General features: G+C 74.0%; 14 protein-coding genes. 9 read left to right on the forward strand and 5 right to left on the reverse strand.

Annotation, left to right across the window (positions count from 1 at the left end):
- Nucleotides 1-61 precede the first annotated feature (61 nt).
- Both hemQ and hemG read right to left on the reverse strand, forming a co-directional pair.
- The gene (hemQ, locus tag B073_RS0104760; RefSeq protein ID WP_018536947.1) at nucleotides 62-799 is read right to left on the reverse strand and encodes a hydrogen peroxide-dependent heme synthase; all 738 of its coding nucleotides are present in this window, start codon (nucleotides 797-799) and stop codon (nucleotides 62-64) included.
- 2 nt (nucleotides 800-801) lie between these two features.
- Complete coding sequence (gene hemG / locus B073_RS0104765) at nucleotides 802-2265, reverse strand: protoporphyrinogen oxidase (RefSeq protein ID WP_026247065.1); 1464 nt, start codon at nucleotides 2263-2265, stop codon at nucleotides 802-804.
- A gap of 254 nt (nucleotides 2266-2519) precedes the next feature.
- On the opposite strand from hemG, the gene B073_RS0104770 reads away from it, so the two are divergent.
- From B073_RS0104770 to B073_RS0104780, 3 genes are all read left to right on the forward strand, one after another.
- Entirely contained in the window at nucleotides 2520-3728 is a 1209-nt protein-coding gene (locus B073_RS0104770; RefSeq protein ID WP_018536949.1) for a thiolase family protein, read from the forward strand.
- Nucleotides 3729-3840: 112 nt separating this feature from the next.
- Nucleotides 3841-5298 carry an aldehyde dehydrogenase family protein gene (locus B073_RS0104775; RefSeq protein WP_018536950.1) on the forward strand — a complete coding sequence of 486 codons (1458 nt, stop codon included), beginning with the start codon at nucleotides 3841-3843 and terminating at the stop codon, nucleotides 5296-5298.
- Nucleotides 5299-5450: 152 nt separating this feature from the next.
- Entirely contained in the window at nucleotides 5451-6839 is a 1389-nt protein-coding gene (locus B073_RS0104780; protein WP_018536951.1) for an FAD-dependent oxidoreductase, read from the forward strand.
- A gap of 57 nt (nucleotides 6840-6896) precedes the next feature.
- On the opposite strand, the gene hemE is transcribed toward B073_RS0104780, so the two are convergent.
- Entirely contained in the window at nucleotides 6897-7964 is a 1068-nt protein-coding gene (hemE, locus tag B073_RS0104785; protein ID WP_018536952.1) for a uroporphyrinogen decarboxylase, read from the reverse strand.
- Between the two features lie 102 nt (nucleotides 7965-8066).
- Between hemE and B073_RS0104790 the strand changes: the two genes are divergently transcribed.
- The 3 genes from B073_RS0104790 to B073_RS0104800 all read left to right on the forward strand — a co-directional run bounded on the left by B073_RS0104790 (nucleotide 8067) and on the right by B073_RS0104800 (nucleotide 11019).
- Nucleotides 8067-8723 carry a DUF3000 domain-containing protein gene (locus B073_RS0104790; protein WP_018536953.1) on the forward strand — a complete coding sequence of 219 codons (657 nt, stop codon included), beginning with the start codon at nucleotides 8067-8069 and terminating at the stop codon, nucleotides 8721-8723.
- 272 nt (nucleotides 8724-8995) lie between these two features.
- Entirely contained in the window at nucleotides 8996-9658 is a 663-nt protein-coding gene (locus tag B073_RS0104795) for a response regulator transcription factor (RefSeq protein ID WP_018536954.1), read from the forward strand.
- 80 nt (nucleotides 9659-9738) lie between these two features.
- Nucleotides 9739-11019, forward strand: coding sequence for a ribonuclease D (locus B073_RS0104800; RefSeq protein WP_026247066.1), 1281 nt, complete (start codon nucleotides 9739-9741; stop codon nucleotides 11017-11019).
- A 47-nt stretch (nucleotides 11020-11066) separates the two neighbouring features.
- Here B073_RS0104800 and B073_RS0104805 read toward each other — a convergent pair whose 3' ends face one another.
- Nucleotides 11067-11714, reverse strand: a complete 648-nt coding sequence (locus B073_RS0104805) for a PepSY domain-containing protein (RefSeq protein WP_051093908.1) — start codon at nucleotides 11712-11714, stop codon at nucleotides 11067-11069.
- A gap of 258 nt (nucleotides 11715-11972) precedes the next feature.
- Here B073_RS0104805 and B073_RS0104810 point away from each other — a divergent pair, with 258 nt between their 5' ends.
- The 3 genes from B073_RS0104810 to B073_RS0104820 all read left to right on the forward strand — a co-directional run bounded on the left by B073_RS0104810 (nucleotide 11973) and on the right by B073_RS0104820 (nucleotide 15837).
- Complete coding sequence (locus tag B073_RS0104810; protein ID WP_018536957.1) at nucleotides 11973-13187, forward strand: thiolase family protein; 1215 nt, start codon at nucleotides 11973-11975, stop codon at nucleotides 13185-13187.
- Nucleotides 13184-15313, forward strand: coding sequence for a 3-hydroxyacyl-CoA dehydrogenase NAD-binding domain-containing protein (locus tag B073_RS0104815; protein WP_018536958.1), 2130 nt, complete (start codon nucleotides 13184-13186; stop codon nucleotides 15311-15313). The genes B073_RS0104810 and B073_RS0104815 overlap by 4 nt, the downstream gene beginning before the upstream one ends.
- A 125-nt stretch (nucleotides 15314-15438) precedes the next feature.
- The gene (locus tag B073_RS0104820) at nucleotides 15439-15837 is read left to right on the forward strand and encodes a hypothetical protein (RefSeq protein WP_018536959.1); all 399 of its coding nucleotides are present in this window, start codon (nucleotides 15439-15441) and stop codon (nucleotides 15835-15837) included.
- A 39-nt stretch (nucleotides 15838-15876) separates the two neighbouring features.
- Here the strand turns inward: B073_RS0104820 and B073_RS0104825 are convergent, their stop codons facing one another.
- Entirely contained in the window at nucleotides 15877-17457 is a 1581-nt protein-coding gene (locus B073_RS0104825; protein WP_018536960.1) for an amino acid permease, read from the reverse strand.
- Nucleotides 17458-17576 lie beyond the last annotated feature (119 nt).

A 17576-nucleotide genomic window follows, 5' to 3' on the forward strand; every position in this document is an offset into this window, starting at 1 on the left:
CGTACGGGCCGTCCCTCGGGGGGCGGCCCGTACGGCTGCGTGCCAGGCGGGCCGGTGCCGGTCAGGCCAGGCCGGCGATCAGCTCGGCGACCGGCTTGCGGCGGCCGGTGTAGAAGGGGATCTCCTCGCGGACGTGCCGCCGCGCCTCGGAGCCGCGCAGGTGGCGCATCAGGTCGACGATGCGGTGCAGCTCGTCGGCCTCGAAGGCGAGGATCCACTCGTAGTCGCCCAGCGAGAAGGAGGCGACGGTGTTGGCGCGGACGTCGGGGAAGCCGCGGGCCATCTTGCCGTGGTCGGCGAGCATCCGGCGGCGGTCCTCGTCGGGGAGGAGGTACCAGTCGTAGGAGCGGACGAACGGGTAGACGCTCACGTAGTCGCGGGCGTGCTCGTCGGCCAGGAAGGCCGGGATGTGCGACTTGTTGAACTCGGCGGGGCGGTGCAGCGCCATGTTCGACCACACCGGCGCGAGCGCGCGGCCCAGACGCGTGCGGCGGAAGCGGTTGTACGCCTCCTGGAGGTCGTCGGAGTTCTCCGAGTGCCACCAGATCATCACGTCCGCGTCGGCGCGCAGGCCGGAGAGGTCGTAGGTGCCGCGGACCACCACGTCCTTGGCGGCGAGCTGGGCGAACAGCTCCTCGACCTCGTCGGCGTAGCCGGACCGGTCGTCGGGGAGGACGTCGCGCAGCCTGAAGACCGACCAGAGGGTGTAGCGGATGACCTCGTTGAGGTCCTTGGCCTTCTTGCCGGCGTTGGGGATCTTGGCGGTGTCGGGGGCGGAAGCGTCTGTCATGTCGTCCATTCTCACTCGCCGCCGGCGGAGCCCGCCGCCAGGGTCCCGAGGACCTCGTCGGCGGCCCGCCGGGCGGAACCGATGCACGCCGGGATGCCGACGCCGTCGTAGAGCGCGCCGCAGACCCGCAGCGGGCCCGGCAGGCCGGCGACGGCGGCCCGGATGCGCGCCACCCGGTCCACATGGCCGACGGTGTACTGCGGCAGTCCGCCGTCCCAGCGGGTCACGGTGGTGGCCACCGGCCGGGCGGCCAGGCCGACCGCCTCGCCGAGGTCGGCCAGGGAGAGCTTCACCAGTTCGTCGTCGTCGCGGGCGAGGTCGGCCTCGTCGCCGTAGCGGCCGAGGGAGGTGCGGAGCACGAAGAGGTCCGGGTCGGCCTCGGCGATCCAGTTCCACTTGTGGCTGGCGAAGGTGGACGCCTTGATCCGGTGGCCGTCGACCGGCGGGACGAGGAAGCCGCTGCCGCCCGGCACGGTGGTCAGGTCAGCGCGCCGGAAGGCCATGGTGACCAGCGCCATCGAGGCGTACTCGACGGCGGACAGTTCGCCGGCGGCGGCCGGGCAGCCGGCGTGCAGCAGCCGTGCGGCGGCGGCCGCGGGGGCGGCCAGGACCACCGCGTCGGCGGTGAGCGTGCGCTCGCCCGCCCGGAGGTGCCAGCCGTCCGCACCGGCCCAGCGCAGCTCGTGCACCGGCGTGCGCAGCAGGATCTCGCCGCCGGAGCGGCGGACCGCGTCCGCGACCGCGCCGGGCAGGGTGCCGATGCCGCCGGCGATGCCCATGAAGACCGAGGCCGGGCCGTTCGCCGCCGGCCCCTCGGAGGCGGCGGCCGCGGCGCGCTCCTGGATGGCCCGGACGCCCTCGATCAGCGAACCGCCGCGGCGGGCCGCGTCGAAGAGCTGCGGCACGGCGGCGCGCATCGAGATGCGGTAGGCGTCGCCGGCGTAGACCCCGCCGAGCAGCGGCTCGACGAGCCGGTCGACGACCTCCCGGCCGAGCCGGGCCGCGACGTACGCGCCGACCCCGACGTCGGCGCCGGCCTCGGTCGTCGGCAGCGTCCGGTCCTCCTCGATGCGCGCCAGGCCCTCCGGGGAGAGCACCCCGGAGGCGGCCAGCGGCCCCAGGTCGCCGGGGACGCCCATCACATGTCCCTTGGGCATCGGGCGGAGCGCACCGCGCGTCCACAGCGAGGCGGTGGCGGTGCCGGGCGGCTGGAGCCGGTCGGCCAGGCCCACGGCCCGCGCCAGCTCCACCCCCTCCGGCCGCCGGGCCAGCATCGACTCGGCGCCGAGATCGACCGGCACGCCCGCGATCTCGCCGGCCAGCAGCTTGCCGCCGAGGCGCGCCGACGCCTCCAGCAGGGTCACCCGGGCGCCGCCGGCCAGCAGCCGGTGTGCGGCGGCCAGCCCCGCGATCCCGCCGCCGACGACCACGACATGACCGGGTGCCCGGCCCGTACCGCTGTGCGCTGTGCTCATGTCCTCCACTCTCTCAGAGCCGGTCCGGGCCGTTCGGAGCCGGTCCGCTCCCCCGGGAGCCGGCCCGCGCCCGAGGCGCCCGAGGCGTCCGGCGGGTCCGGTGAAGGCGGCCGGGTGCACCGTTGACACCGGGCGGCGCCGGGCAAAGACTCGGGGTCGGCGGGTGGCGATCTTCGTACCGCCCGGCCGCCCGAGCCGGTACGCGAGGACAGCGCAGAGCGCCCAGTCGGGGCAGACAGCGAGGACACAGCCTGATGACCGAGCCACACGCAGGGGACGCCGTACGGGACGTCTACATCGTCGACGCGGTGCGGACCCCGGTCGGCAAGTACGGCGGCGCACTGGCCGGGACGCGCCCCGACGACCTCGCCGCCCATGTGCTGCGCGCCCTGGTGGACCGCACCCCGCGGCTCGACCCGGCGCGGATCGACGACGTGTACTTCGGCGACGCCAACGGCGCGGGCGAGGACAACCGCAACGTGGCGCGGATGGCGGTGCTGCTGGCCGGGCTGCCGGTCACCGTGCCCGGCGTGACGGTCAACCGGCTGTGCGGGTCCGGGCTGGAGGCGGTCGTCCAGGCGGCGCGGGCGGTCGCGCACGGCGACGCGGAGATCGCGGTGGCCGGCGGCGTGGAGTCGATGAGCCGGGCGCCGTACGTGCTGCGCAAGCCGGAGCGGGCCTTCCCGGCGGGCCATCAGGAGATGTTCTCCTCGACGCTGGGCTGGCGGATGGTCAATCCGCGGATGGCGCCGGAGTGGACGGTGTCGCTGGGCGAGGGCGCCGAGCTGATCGCCGAGAAGCACGGCATCACCCGCGAGCAGCAGGACGTGTTCGCGCTGGCCAGCCATCAGAAGGCGGTCCGGGCCTGGGCGGCGGGCGACTACGCCGCGGAGGTCGTGCCGGTGCCGGGGGTCGCGCTGGCCCGCGACGAGACGATCCGGGAGAACTCCTCGCTGGAGGCGCTCTCCAGGCTGAAGCCGGTGTTCCGCACCGAGGGCGGCACGGTCACCGCCGGCAACTCCTCGCCGCTCAACGACGGCGCCGCCGCGCTGCTGCTGGTCAGCGAGGAGGGGCTGCGGGCCACCGGGCGGGAGCCGCTGGCCCGCGTCCGGGCGAGCGCGGTGACCGGCGTCGAGCCGCAGCTGTTCGGGCTGGGCCCGGTCGAGGCGGTCCGGCGGGCGCTTACGCGGGCCGGGCGGGGCTTCGGCGATCTGGCGGTCTGCGAGCTGAACGAGGCGTTCGCGGCCCAGGCGCTGGGCTGCGTCGCCCAGTGGCCGGAGCTCGACCCCACGGTGGTCAATCCGCGCGGCGGCGCCATCGCCATCGGCCACCCGCTGGGCGCCTCCGGGGCCCGGCTCGCCGGCGCGGTGGCCCATCAGCTCGCCGCCCGCGGCTCGGGCACCGGCCTGGCGGCCCTGTGCATCGGCGTGGGCCAGGGGTCGGCGCTGGTGCTGGAGCGCTAGGGCGCTTCTGACGGTCGGGCGTCCGGCGTCGGCCGTCCGGCGGGCGTGCGGCGGCGGCATGGGGCACACTCGTTGACCAATCAACTGACGCCGTGATCCCGGAGGTTGGCCGATGGCCCTGCTCGACCCCAAGGACTGGTGCGCCCTGCGCGGCGGCCCCGCCGCGGCACTGGAGCCCGCGACCGGCGAGGCACTGGCGGAGCTGACGCTGGCCGCGCCCGCCGACGTCGCGGACGCGGCGGGCGCGGCCGCCGCGGCGCAGCGGGACTGGGCGCGCCGGCCGTACGCGGAACGGGCCGCGGTGCTGCGCCGGGCCGGCGACCTCGTGCACCGGCACGCCGAGGAGATCGGCGAGTGGCTCGTCCGGGAGGCCGGCAGCGTCCGCGGCAAGGCCGAGTTCGAGATCCGCACCGCGGCCGAGGAGTGCTACGAGGCCGCGGCGCTCGCCCACCGCCCGCTCGGCCAGGTGCTGCCCTCGGGCGCGCCGCGCCTGTCGTACACCACCCGGGTGCCGGCCGGCGTGGTCGGGGTGATCACGCCGTTCAACGTCCCGCTGGTCCTCGCGGTCCGGTCCGTCGCGCCGGCCCTGGCGCTGGGCAACGCGGCGGTGCTCAAGCCCGATCCGCGGACCGCGGTGTGCGGCGGGCACGTGCTCGCCGCGGTCTTCGCCGAGGCCGGTCTGCCGGCGGGGCTGCTGCACGTGCTGCCCGGCGGCGCGGACGCCGGGCGGGCGCTGGTCGAGGATCCGCGGGTGCGGGTGATCTCCTTCACCGGCTCGACCGCGGCCGGCCGCAGCGTCGGCGCGTTGGCCGCCCGGCACCTCAAGCGGGCCCATCTCGAACTGGGCGGCAACAGCGCCTTCCTGGTGCTGCCGGACGCCGATCTGGACGCGGCGATGTCCACCGCCGCCTGGGCGTCGTTCTTCCACCAGGGCCAGGTGTGCATGACGGCCGGCCGGCACCTCGTGCCCGCCTCGCTCTACGACGAGTACGTGGCGCGGCTGGCGGCGAAGGCGGACGCGCTGACGGTCGGGGACCCGTTCCGCGCGCAGGTGCACCTCGGTCCGGTCATCGACCGCGGCCAGCTCGGCAAGATCGACGCGCTGGTGCGGCGGAGCGCCGCGGCGGGTGTGCGGATCGCCGCCGGCGGCACCCACGAGGAGCTGTTCTACCGGCCGACGGTCCTCGCCGACGCGGGCCCGGACACGACCGGACCGGGCTCGGTGGGCGCCTCCCCCGCGTACGGCGAGGAGGTCTTCGGGCCGGTCGCGCCGGTCCGCGCCTTCCGGACCCTCGACGAGGCGGTGGCGCTGGCCAACGAGTCCTCCTACGGGCTGGCGCTGGGCGTCGTCACCCGCGACGCGGCCCGCGCTCTGGAGCTGGCCGACCGGATCCCGACCGGGCTGCTGCACATCAACGACCAGACCGTCAACGACGAGCCGGTGGCGGCCTTCGGCGGACTGGCCGACTCCGGGACCGGCGCCCGCTTCGGTGGCGAGGCCAATCTCGACGCGTTCACCGAGACCCGCTGGACGACGGTGCGCGCCACCCCGGCGGCCTACCCCTTCTGATCCGGGTACCCGATCGGCCACCCGCTTCCGCTGCGGCCCGGGTGCCGCCGGTCCCGCACCGCGGCACCCCGCGCCGCGATCATGGAGCGCGGCGGAGCGGGCGGACCGACCGGAACGCCGCGGACCGCGGCACCGAACGAGAGGAGACGGCGATGGCGGCGCCGGAGCGGCTGGTGGTCATCGGCGGCGACGCGGCGGGGATGTCCGCCGCCTCACAGGCCCGGCGGCTGAAGGGCCCGGACGCGCTGGCCATCACGGCCTTCGAGCGCGGCCGCTTCACGTCGTACTCCGCCTGCGGCATCCCGTACTGGGTCGGCGGCGTGGTGGACGGCCCGGACGCGCTGATCGCCCGGACCGCGGACGAGCACCGGGCCCGCGACATCGACCTGCGGCTGCGCACCGAGGTCACCGAGATCGACCTGGACCGGTCCCGGGTGCGCACCCGGGATCTGGCGGACGGCGGCCGGGAGGAGTGGACGGGCTTCGACAAGCTGGTGGTGGCCACCGGGGCGCGCCCGCTGCGGCCGCCGCTGCCGGGGATCGACGCGCCGGGCGTGTACGGGGTGCAGACGCTGGAGGACGGGCAGCGGCTGCTGGCCGGTCTGCGCGGCGCACCGGTCCGGCGGGCGGTGGTGATCGGCGCCGGCTACATCGGCGTCGAGATGGCCGAGGCGCTGGTCCACCGGGGCTACGAGGTGACGGTGCTGGAGCAGGGCGCGCAGCCGATGTCCACCCTGGACCCGGACATGGGGGCGCTGGTGCACACCGCGATGTCGGGGATGGGCATCGAGGTCGTGACCGGTGCGCGGGTGACCGCGGTACTGACACAGGGGGCGGACGGCCCGGCCCGCGCGGTGGTCACGGACGACGCCGCGTACCCGGCGGACGTGGTCGTGCTGGGGCTGGGCGTGCGCCCGGAGACCGCGCTGGCCGAGGCGGCGGGGCTGCCGCTGGGCGCGTCCGGCGGCCTGCGCACCGACCTGGCGATGCGGGTGGCCGGCCAGGAGCAGGTGTGGGCGGGCGGGGACTGCGTCGAGGTGCGCGATCTGATCACCGGCGAGCACCGGCACATCGCGCTGGGCACCCACGCCAACAAGCACGGCCAGGTGATCGGGTCCAACGTGGCCGGCGGCTACGCGACCTTCCCGGGGGTCGTCGGCACGGCCGTCAGCAAGGTCTGCGATCTGGAGATCGCCCGCACCGGGCTGCTGGAGCGCCAGGCACGGGCGGCGGGGCTGCGGTTCGTGAGCGTCACCGTCGAGTCGACCAGCCGCGCCGGCTACTACCCCGAGGCCCGCCCGATGCACGTGAAGATGCTCGCCGAGCGGCGCACCGGGCGGCTGCTGGGGGTGCAGATCGTCGGCCGGGAGGGCGCCGGGAAGCGGGTGGACATCGCCGCGGTGGCGCTCACCGCGGGGATGACGGTGGAGCAGATGACCGCCCTGGACCTGGGCTACGCCCCGCCGTTCTCTCCGGTGTGGGACCCGGTCCTGGTGGCGGCCCGCAAGGCGACCGCGGCGGTGCGGGAGGCCGGGGCCTGACCCGGAGGCGGCCCGATCCGGAAGAACCAGAAGAAGTCGCCCGGCCTCCCGCCCCGTTCAGCGCGCGGTCTGCGTGTGGACGTACTCGACGAGGCGGGTCAGCGCGTCCGGGTCGGTGTCGGGCAGCACACCGTGGCCGAGGTTGAAGATGTGGCCCGGGAGGCCGGCGGCGGCGTCGAGGACCTCGCGGGCCTTGGTCTCGACGGCCTCGCGGGGGGCGAAGAGCACGGCCGGGTCGAGGTTGCCCTGGAGCGCCTTGCCGGGGCCGACCCGGCGGGCCGCCTCGTCCAGCGGGACCCGCCAGTCGACGCCGACCACGTCCGCGCCGGCCTCGCCCAGCAGGCCGAGGAGTTCGCCGGTGCCGGCGCCGAAGTGGATCCGCGGGACGCCGTAGGGGGCGACCGCGTCGAAGACCTTGGCGGAGGCCGGCAGCACCGCGCGCCGGTAGTCGGCCGGGGAGAGCGCGCCGACCCAGGAGTCGAAGAGCTGCACCGCACCGGCCCCGGCCTCGATCTGGACCTTGAGGAAGGCGGTGGTGATGTCCCCGAGCCGGTGCATCAGGTCGGCCCACAGCTGCGGGTCGCCGTACATCAGGGCCTTGGTGTGCTCGTGGTTGCGGGACGGGCCGCCCTCGACGAGGTAGCTGGCGAGGGTGAACGGGGCGCCGGCGAAGCCGATCAGCGGGGTGCCGCCCAGCTCGCGGGTGAGCAGGCCGATGGCCTCGGTGACGTAGGGGACGTCGCCGGGCTCCAGCGGGCGCAGCCGCTCCAGGTCGGCGCGGCTGCGGATCGGGTTCTCGACGACCGGGCCGACGCCGGGCTTGATGTCCAGGTCGATGCCGATGGCCTTCAGGGGCACCACGATGTCGCTGTAGTAGACGGCGGCGTCCACGCCGTGCCGGCGGACGGGCTGCAGCGTGATCTCGGTGACCAGCTCGGGCCGCGTGCAGGAGTCCAGCATCGCGATGCCCTCGCGGACCTTGCGGTACTCGGGGAGCGAGCGCCCGGCCTGCCGCATGAACCACACCGGCGTGTGCGGCACCGGCTCGCGCCGGCACGCCTTGAGGAAGGCCGAGTCGTACGTCGCGGTCTGCTGCTGGCCCGTCCGGGCGTCGTTGGCACTCACGCGGCAAATCTTCGCATGCGCCCCTCGGCACCTCCGAACGGGCGACGCGCGCATCGGGTGTCCTCCCCGTATGCGCGCCGTCTTCCGCCTAACCTTCCGGGCATGGCTGCGGCTCAAGAACACCTCGCGGACAGCGCGGACGAGACCCCGATCCCCTTCCGTCAGGCGGTCGAGGCGCTCCGCGCGGCACGGCTGCGGCCGGAGATCGAGACCGACCCGACCCCCGCGCCGAAGCGGCTGGCACCGTTCGCCTACGCCCTGGAGGCCGTGGTCGTCGAGCGCGGGGCGGGGCCGGACGGCGAGGACCGGGACCTGGCCGACGGGCGGCTGGTGGTGCTGCACCAGCCGGCCGGCGACGAGACCTGGCAGGGGACGTTCCGGGTGGTGACGCTGGCCCGCGCGGAGCTGGAGCCGGAGATGGGCACCGATCCGCTGCTGCCCGAGGTGTCGTGGTCCTGGCTGACCGGTGCGCTGGAGGCCCGCGGGGTGCGCTACGGCGCGCCGAGCGGGACGGTCACCCGGGCCGGGTCGCACTACTTCGGCGGGCTGGCGGCACGGGAGCCGGTGACCCAGATCGAGATCCGGGCGTCATGGACGCCGGAGGAGGGGCCCGGCGGGGTGCCGGACCTCGCCGCGCATCTGTCGGCCTGGTGCGACCTGCTGTGCCAGGTGGCGGGCCTGCCCCCGACCCCGCTCGACCCCCCGCCGCACGGCGGGGTGGTGGCACTGCCCCAGCGCCGCGGCCCGCAGGCCCGCTGAGGGAGCAATACGACCGCGAGGTGCCGTGTGTCCGGGATGTCCGGGTGCGCGGCACTTCGCCGTTTCCGTACGCCTGTGATCACCTCGATGTGCACTCCATACTCACCTTGATCGCTCACGCATCCGATTTGCCCGAATTGCCCCTAACTAAATCGTGATCAAACTCTAAAGTCCCGCCGTATTGCTGCCGAAGAGGTCAGTGACCCTTCAAACACGGATCATTCCGGCTTTCCCCAGTCGGCTTCCGTCCCCGCCACTCCCCAGGAGGCCCGGTGTCAGTTCTCCTTGAGCAGCCTTCGAGCCTGGTCGCCTACCGCCCGAACAAGCCGACCGCCATGGTCGTCGTGGCCGACCCTCGCGTCCGCTCCACCGTCACCCGTCACCTGTGGGCCCTCGGCGTACGTGACGTGATCGAGGCGTCGTCCATCGCGGAGGCCCGTCCACGCGTCGGCAACCCGCGCGACATCTGCGTGGCCGACGTCCACCTTCCCGACGGCTCCGGCCTCACCCTGCTGTCCGAGACCCGGGCGGCCGGCTGGCCCAACGGCCTCGCCCTGTCCGCGGCCGACGACATCGGCGCCGTGCGCAACGCCCTCGCCGGCGGCGTCAAGGGCTACGTCGTCACCGGCACCCGCACCAACCTCGGCCTCCCGGGCCGGCCGGGCACCTCGCCGATCGGCGCCAACGCGGCCCGGATGCAGCGCCGCCCGCCGGGCGCCCCGGGCCACCCCGGCGGCTACCGCGAGCTGTCCGGGCGCGAGGTGGAGGTGTTGCGGCTGGTGGCGGAGGGCCAGTCGAACAAGGCCATCGGCGTCTCGATGGGTCTCTCGGCACTGACCGTGAAGAGCCATCTCGCCCGGATCGCGCGCAAGCTCGGCACCGGCGACCGGGCCGGAATGGTGGCGGTCGCGCTGCGCACCGGCATCATCCACTGAACCCCGCCTCCCGCCCCTTCTCGCCCGTCGAGGGAAGATTCCCCCGACGGGCGACGTGCATCCACAGATACCCTTGACTGGTGACCGACGCCCAAAAGACCGCAGCAGACACGACACTGCGAGCATCCGGAGAGTCGCCTCCGGCATCCCGACCGGCGCCGGTACCCCTACTGGACCCCCGCGAGGGCATCCCCCCGGTGACCGCCACGCCCGAGGCGCTCGCCGAGGTCGTCGCCGCCTTCGCCGCCGGCCGTGGCCCGGTCGCGGTGGACGCCGAGCGCGCCTCCGGCTACCGCTACGGCCAGCGCGCCTATCTGGTCCAGCTGCGCCGCGAGGGCGCCGGCAGCGTACTGATCGACCCGGTCGGCTGCCCCGATCTCTCCGCACTGGGAGAGGCGCTCTCCGACGCCGAGTGGGTGCTGCACGCCGCCACCCAGGACCTGCCCTGCCTGCGTGACATAGGGATGGTCCCGAGCCGGCTGTTCGACACCGAGCTGGCCGGGCGGCTGGCCGGCTTCGCCCGGGTCGGCCTGGGCGCCATGGTCGAGAACGTCCTCGGCTTCGCCCTGGAGAAGGGCCACTCCGCCGTCGACTGGTCCACCCGCCCGCTGCCCGAGCCGTGGCTGCGCTACGCCGCGCTCGACGTCGAGCTGCTGGTGGACCTGCGCGACGCGCTGGAGGAGGAGCTGGACCGGCAGGGCAAGCTGGAGTGGGCCCGGCAGGAGTTCGCGGCGATCGCCGCCGCTCCCCCGCCGCCGCCCCGCAAGGACCCCTGGCGCCGCACGTCCGGCATGCACAAGGTGCGCCGGCGCCGGCAGATGGCGGTGGTCCGGGAGCTGTGGACGCTGCGCGACCAGGTCGCCCAGCGGCGCGACGTCTCGCCCGGCAAGGTGCTCGGCGACGCCGCGATCATCGAGGCCGCGCTCCAACTCCCGCCCAACACCCACGCGCTGGCCGCGCTGTCCGGTTTCGGGCACCGGATGGGCCGGCGTCAGCTGGAGCAGTGGCAGGGCGCGGTCGACCGGGCGCGGGCGCTGCCGGAGAGCGAGCTGCCGCAGCCCGGCCAGCCGCTCAACGGCCCGCCGCCGCCCCGCTCGTGGGCCGACAAGGACCCGGCCGCGGCGGCCCGGCTCTCGGCCGCCCGCGGAGCGGTGACCGCGCTCGCCGAGCGGCTGAACCTCCCCCAGGAGAATCTGATCACCCCCGACACCGTGCGCCGGCTGTGCTGGGAGCCGCCGGCCGGCCCGACCCCGGAGACGGTCGCCGACGTCCTGGCCGGACACGGCGCCCGTCCCTGGCAGATCGAGCTGGTCGCGCCGCTGCTCACCGAGGCCCTGCTGTCGGGCACCGGGGACGGCTGACGCCCCCGGCGCCGCCCGCCCCCGTCGGCCGGGACCGATCCGTGGGATCAGTCCCGGTCGACGTGCATCCGGAGCACCTTGCGGTCGGTGGCGTCGATGTCGTAGGTGGTCTTCTTCCAGTCGTCGGTGCTGACCACGTCCACCGACCAGGCCGGCTTCCGGCTGCCGTGGCCGGCGTCGCCCAGCTCCACGGCGCTGACCGTGCCCCTGGTCCTGGCGGTGGCCGTCCCGACGGCCTGCTGCGGGGTGACGGTGGCCGCGGCGAGCCGGGCGGCCAGCTTCCTCCGGTCGCCGGCGTCGTCCGAGTCGGTGCGCGGCGGCTCGGCCCGGCCGGTGACCGCGTCGACGTGGACCACACGGTCCGTCCCGCCGGAGGTGGCGACCTGCGTGCGCCAATAGGGGCTCTTAGACGTGCCCTTGAGCTCGGCGGCGACCGGCTTCGCGGCCCGGACTTCGGCGACGGCGGCGCGCAGCGCCCGCTCGTAGTCGACCTTGGCGGCGGGGATCAGCGCCTTCCGTTCGGCCTGGTCCGCGGTGAGCCTGGTGCCGGGCGAGGCCGCGGGGGCCGAGGCGGGGACCGCCCGCTCGTGGCCGACGACACCCGTCCCGGTGGCGTGGCCGTTTCCGCAGCCCGCGAGCAGGGCGCCGCCCAGGGCGACGACGGTGCAGAGCACCGCACTCCTCTGTGTAGTCATGTGATCACTTTAAGTGGGCACGTGTCGGGTTTGCGTCAGGACCCGTCGGGATCCGGACGTTTCCGGTCGCCCGCTCCACGGCCGCGGCCGCCCGTGGGGCGCACACCCCCTCCCGGCCCGTCCGCCGGCACGGTGTGACCTTCACCGCTCCGGGCGGTGGGGGTGGGCAGGTTGGTTACCCGTAAGTAGCATGTCGGTTGGGACGCGCCCCCGGGGCGCCCCGCAGCAGTGCCATCCCGCACCTGGAGGAGAGCCAACGTGCCTCGTACCGCTAGGGACGTCGTCTTCGTCGACGGCGTCCGCACCCCGTTCGGCAAGGCGGGCCCGAAGGGCATTTACCACGAGACCCGCGCCGACGACCTGGTCGTCAAGTGCATCCGGGAGCTGCTGCGCCGCAACCCGGATCTGGACCCGGCCCGTATCGACGAGGTCGCCCTCGCCGCCACCACCCAGATCGGCGACCAGGGCCTGACCCTGGGCCGTACCGCCGCCATCCTGGCGGGGCTGCCGCAGTCCGTGCCCGGGTTCTCCGTGGACCGGATGTGCGCCGGTGCGATGACCGCGGTGACCAGCGTCGCCGGCGGGGTGGCCTTCGGCGCGTACGACCTCGCGGTGGCCGGCGGTGTCGAGCACATGGGCCGGCACCCGATGGGCGAGGGCGTGGACCCCAACCCGAGGTTCGTGAGCGAGAAGCTGGTCGACCAGTCCGCCCTGTTCATGGGCATGACCGCCGAGAACCTCCACGACCGGCTGCCGCACCTCACCAAGCAGCGCGCCGACGAGTACGCGGTGCGCAGCCAGGAGAAGGCCGCGAAGGCGTACGCCAACGGCAAGATCCAGCAGGACCTGGTGCCGATCTCGGTGCGCCGCACCAACGCAGAGGCCGGCGAGACCGGTTGGGGCCTGGCCACCGCCGACGAGCCGATGCGCCCGGGCACGACGCTGGAGAACCTCGCCGGCCTGAAGACCCCGTTCCGCCCGCACGGCCGGGTGACCGCGGGCAACGCCGCCGGGCTCAACGACGGCGCCACCGCCTCGCTGATCGCCGCCGAGGACGTCGCCCGCGAGCTGGGCCTGCCGGTCAAGATGCGCCTGGTGGACTACGCCTTCGCGGGCGTCGAGCCCGAGGTGATGGGCATCGGCCCGGTCCCGGCGACCGAGAAGGCGCTGGCCAAGGCCGGTCTGACCATCGACGACATCGGCCTGTTCGAGATCAACGAGGCGTTCGCCGTCCAGGTGCTCTCGCTGCTCGACCACTACGGCATCGCCGACGACGACCCGCGCGTCAACCAGTACGGCGGCGCGATCGCCTTCGGCCACCCGCTGGCGTCGTCCGGCGTGCGTCTGATGACGCAGCTGGCGCGGCAGTTCGAGGAGCAGCCCGAGGTCCGCTACGGCATCACCACCATGTGCGTCGGCTTCGGCATGGGCGGCACGGTCATCTGGGAAAACCCGCACTGGGAGGGCAAGTGAGCACCACCGCTGAGCTGTTGAAGGGTGCGGCCGAGCTGTTCCCCGACGAGGTCGTGACGCAGGCGCACGTGCGCCACCTCGACCTCCCCAAGGGCGCGGGCAGGTTCGCGCTCATCACGCTGGACAACGGCCTGGACCACACCAAGCCGACCACCTTCGGCCCGCAGTCGCTGGCGAACCTCAACGTCGCGATCGACCAGGTCGAGAAGGAGGCCGCGGACGGCGCGATCGTCGGCGTCGGCATCACCGGCAAGCCGTTCATCTTCGCGGTGGGCGCCGACCTCAAGGGCGTCGAACTGCTCAAGCGCCACGAGGACGCGCTGGCCATCGGCAAGGGCGGCCACGACGTCTTCAAGCGGCTGGCGGCGCTGGCCGTGCCGACCTTCGCGTACTACAACGGCGCCGCGATGGGCGGCGGTGTCGAGGTCGGTCTGCACTGCACCTACCGCACCGTCTCCCAGGCGCTGCCGGCCTTCTCGCTGCCCGAGGTCTTCCTCGGTCTGGTGCCCGGCTGGGGCGGCTGCACGCTGCTGCCGAACCTCATCGGCGCGGACAAGGCGATCTCGGTGATCATCGAGAACTCGCTCAACCAGAACAAGCAGCTCAAGGGCAAGCAGGTCTTCGAACTCGGCATCGCGGACGCGCTCTTCGAGGGCGCGGACTTCCTGGAGCGGTCGCTGGACTGGACCGCGTCGGTGCTGACGGGCGAGACCGAGGTCAGCCGGCCCGAGGTGGACCGCGGCGAGGCGTGGGACGCGGCCGTGCAGCGCGGCAAGGCGATCGCGGACGGCAAGGTGCACGGCGCGGCCCCGGCCGCCTACCGCGCGCTGGACATCATCGCCGCCGCCAAGAACGGCGACCTGCGGCAGGGCTTCGACGCCGAGGACCAGGCGCTGGCCGACCTCATCATGGGCGGCGAACTGCGCTCCGGCATCTACGCGTTCAACCTGGTGCAGAAGCGCGCCAAGCGCCCGGCCGGCGCGCCGGACAAGGCGCTGGCCCGCCCCGTCACCAAGGTGGGCGTGGTCGGCGCCGGTCTGATGGCCTCTCAGCTGGCGCTGCTGTTCGCCCGCCGCCTGGAGGTCCCGGTCGTCCTCACGGACATCGACCAGGCCCGCATCGACAAGGGCGTGGCGTACGTCCACGGCGAGATCGACAAGCTGCTGCTCAAGGGCCGGGTCAACCAGGACAAGGCGAACCGCCTCAAGGGCCTGGTCTCCGGTCACCTCGACAAGGCCGCCGCCTTCGGCGACGCGGACTTCGTCATCGAGGCCGTCTTCGAGGAGATGGGCGTCAAGCAGCAGGTGTTCGCCGAGGTCGAGGCGGTGGTGCCGGAGCACGCCGTGCTCGCCACCAACACCTCCTCGCTGTCGGTCACCGAGATGGCCTCCAAGCTCAAGCACCCCGAGCGGGTCGTGGGCTTCCACTTCTTCAACCCGGTCGCGATCCTGCCGCTGCTGGAGATCGTCCGGGCGGAGAAGACCGACGACGCGTCGCTGGCCACCGCCTTCGCGGTCGCCAAGTCGCTGAAGAAGACGGCCGTGCTGGTGAAGGACGCCCCGGCGTTCGTCGTCAACCGCATCCTGACCCGCTTCATGGGCGAGATCCAGAACGTCATCGACGAGGGCACCCCGGTCGCCGTCGCCGAGAAGGCGGTCGAGCCGCTCGGCCTGCCGATGTCGCCGCTGGTCCTGCTGGAGCTGGTCGGCCCGGCGATCGGCCTGCACGTCTCCGAGACGCTGCACGGCGCCTTCCCGGAGCGCTTCACGGTCTCCCCCAACCTCAAGGCGGTCGTCGAGGCCGGCAAGCGCGGCTTCTACGTCTACGACTCCGGCGCGCCGGAGCTGGACCCGGAGGTCGCCGCGCTGCTGAAGCAGGGCGACTCGGTGCTGACCGAGGAGCAGGTGCGCGACCGGGTGCTGGACGCCGTGGCGCAGGAGATCGGCCTGATGCTGGACGAGGGCGTGGTCGCCGAGGCGCAGGACATCGACCTGTGCCTGATCACCGGCGCCGGCTGGCCCTTCCACCTGGGCGGCATCACGCCGTACCTGGACCGCGAGGGCGTCTCCGAGCGGGTGACCGGCAAGAAGTTCCTGGCGCAGGGGATCGCGAGCGTTCCCGCGTAAGGGGTCGTAAGGGACCTCCGCACCGCGGACGTCGGCGCGCGGACCGGCTCGGTGGAGCCGGTCCGCGCGTCTTTCGGGTGGGCGGACGCGTCCGCCGGCGGTGCCGCCCGTGGCAGGCTGGCGGTATGGATTCCTTGGTCATCGTCGATGCCGCGAACGTCGTCGGCTCGGTGCCGGACGGCTGGTGGCGGGACCGGCGCGGGGCGGCCGAGCGGCTGCGGGACGCGCTGCCCGGCTGTGCGGACGCCGGGCTGCCGGGGCTGGTCGAACCGCCGCTGGAGCTGGTGCTGGTGGTGGAGGGCGCGGCGCGCGGGGTGGCGTCCGTACCGGGCGTGCGGGTGGTGTCGGCGTACGGCAGCGGCGACGACGCGATCGTGGAGCTGGTGGCCCGGGAGGGCGTCGGACGGAACTGTCTGGTGGTCACCGCGGACCGCGGGCTGCGGGAGCGCGTACAGGCGCTGGGCGCCCGCGTGACGGGCCCCCGGACGGTGTGGGGTGGCAGAGGGCGCGACGGGGCGTCGTAGCCCGCGAGAGCGGCGTGTGCGGCCGCGTGGCCGTCCGCTCTACGACCGGGCGCCGGCCGTGGCGCGCTGCCGCTGCCGGAGGCCCAGGCGGCTGTGCGAACGGCCGTAGACGAAGTAGAGGACGAAGCCGAGCGCCATCCAGAGCGCGAAGCGGATCCAGGTCTCGGCGGGCAGATTGAGCATCAGCCAGAGCGACGCCAGCACCGACAGCAGCGGGACGTACGGCACGAACGGGGTGCGGAAGCCGCGCGGCAGGTCGGGGCGGGAGCGGCGGAGCAGCACGACGCCGACGGCGACCACGACGAACGCGAAGAGCGTGCCGATGTTGACGAGTTCGGCGAGCACGTCGATGGAGGTGAAGCCGGAGACCACCGCGACGACGACGCCCAGCACGATGGTCGAGCGGTGCGGGGTGCCGAACTTGGGGTGCACACGGGAGAAGAGCTGCGGCAGCAGCCCGTCCCGGCTCATCGCGAAGAACACCCGGCTCTGGCCGAGCAGCAGGATCATGCACACCGAGGTCAGGCCGACCGCCGCGCCGAAGCTGATCAGGCCCGCGTAGAACGGGTACCCGACGTGCTTGAAGGCGTCGGCCAGCGGGGCGTCGACGGAGAGCGAGCTGTATTTCTCCATGCCGGTGACGACGACGGAGACGGCGACGTAGAGCAGGGTGCAGATGGCCAGCGAGCCGAGGATGCCGCGCGGCACGTCGCGCTGCGGGACGCGGGTCTCCTCGGCCGCGGTGGCCACGATGTCGAAGCCGATGAAGGCGAAGAAGACCACCGCGGCGGCCGCGAAGATGCCCATCACGCCGAAGTGGGACGGGGCGAAGCCGAACATCAGCTGGGAGAGCGGCGCGGCCAGGCCGCCGCCGGCCGTGGTGGGCCGGGCGGGCGGGATGAACGGGTCGTAGTTGGCGCCGGAGACGAAGAACGCGCCGGCGATGACGACCAGCAGCACGACGGTGACCTTGACGCCCACGACCACGGTCGTCACCCGGGAGGAGAGCTTCATGCCGAGCACCAGGATGGCGGTGAGGGCCAGCACCAGGACACAGGCGAGCAGGTCGAACCCGAACCGCCCCTCGTGGCTGCCGGACAGCTCCGGCGGCAGGTGCAGCCCCCCGGTCTCCAGCAGCGAGCGGACATAGCCGGACCAGCCGACGGAGACGACCGCGCACCCCAGAGCCAGCTCCAGGATGAGGTCCCAGCCGATGATCCAGGCGGGCAGTTCGCCCAGGGAGGCGTACGCGAAGGTGTAGGCGGAGCCGGCGACCGGCACGGTGGAGGCGAACTCCGCGTAGCACAGCGCCGCCAGCGCGCAGACCACACCGGCGACGACGAAGGAGAGCGCGACGGCGGGTCCCGCCTGCTCCTTGGCGATCTTCCCGGTGAGCACGAAGATCCCGGTGCCGATCACCACACCGACGCCGAAGACGGTCAGGTCCAGCGCCGAGAGGGACTTCTTGAGGGCGTGCTCCGGCTCCTCGGTGTCCTGGATGGACTGCTCGATGCTCTTCGTCCGCAGGACGCCTCGGTCCCGGCGCGTCCCCTCCCGGGGCCCGGGCCCCTGTGGCCCGTGTCCCGGCCCGTGTCCCTGTGGTCCGTGCTGTGTGCTCATGGGCGAACCTCCGCCTGGACGACCTCGCGACTGCGCTGAACTGACCGAGTCTCCGCAATGTCGGGAAGGGGTCGTCGTCGGCGGGCCCTCGGGGGGCGGGGATTCACCCGATGGGTGGG

This window comes from Streptomyces sp. MspMP-M5, from assembly GCF_000373585.1.
Classification (GTDB): Bacteria; Actinomycetota; Actinomycetes; order Streptomycetales; family Streptomycetaceae; genus Streptomyces.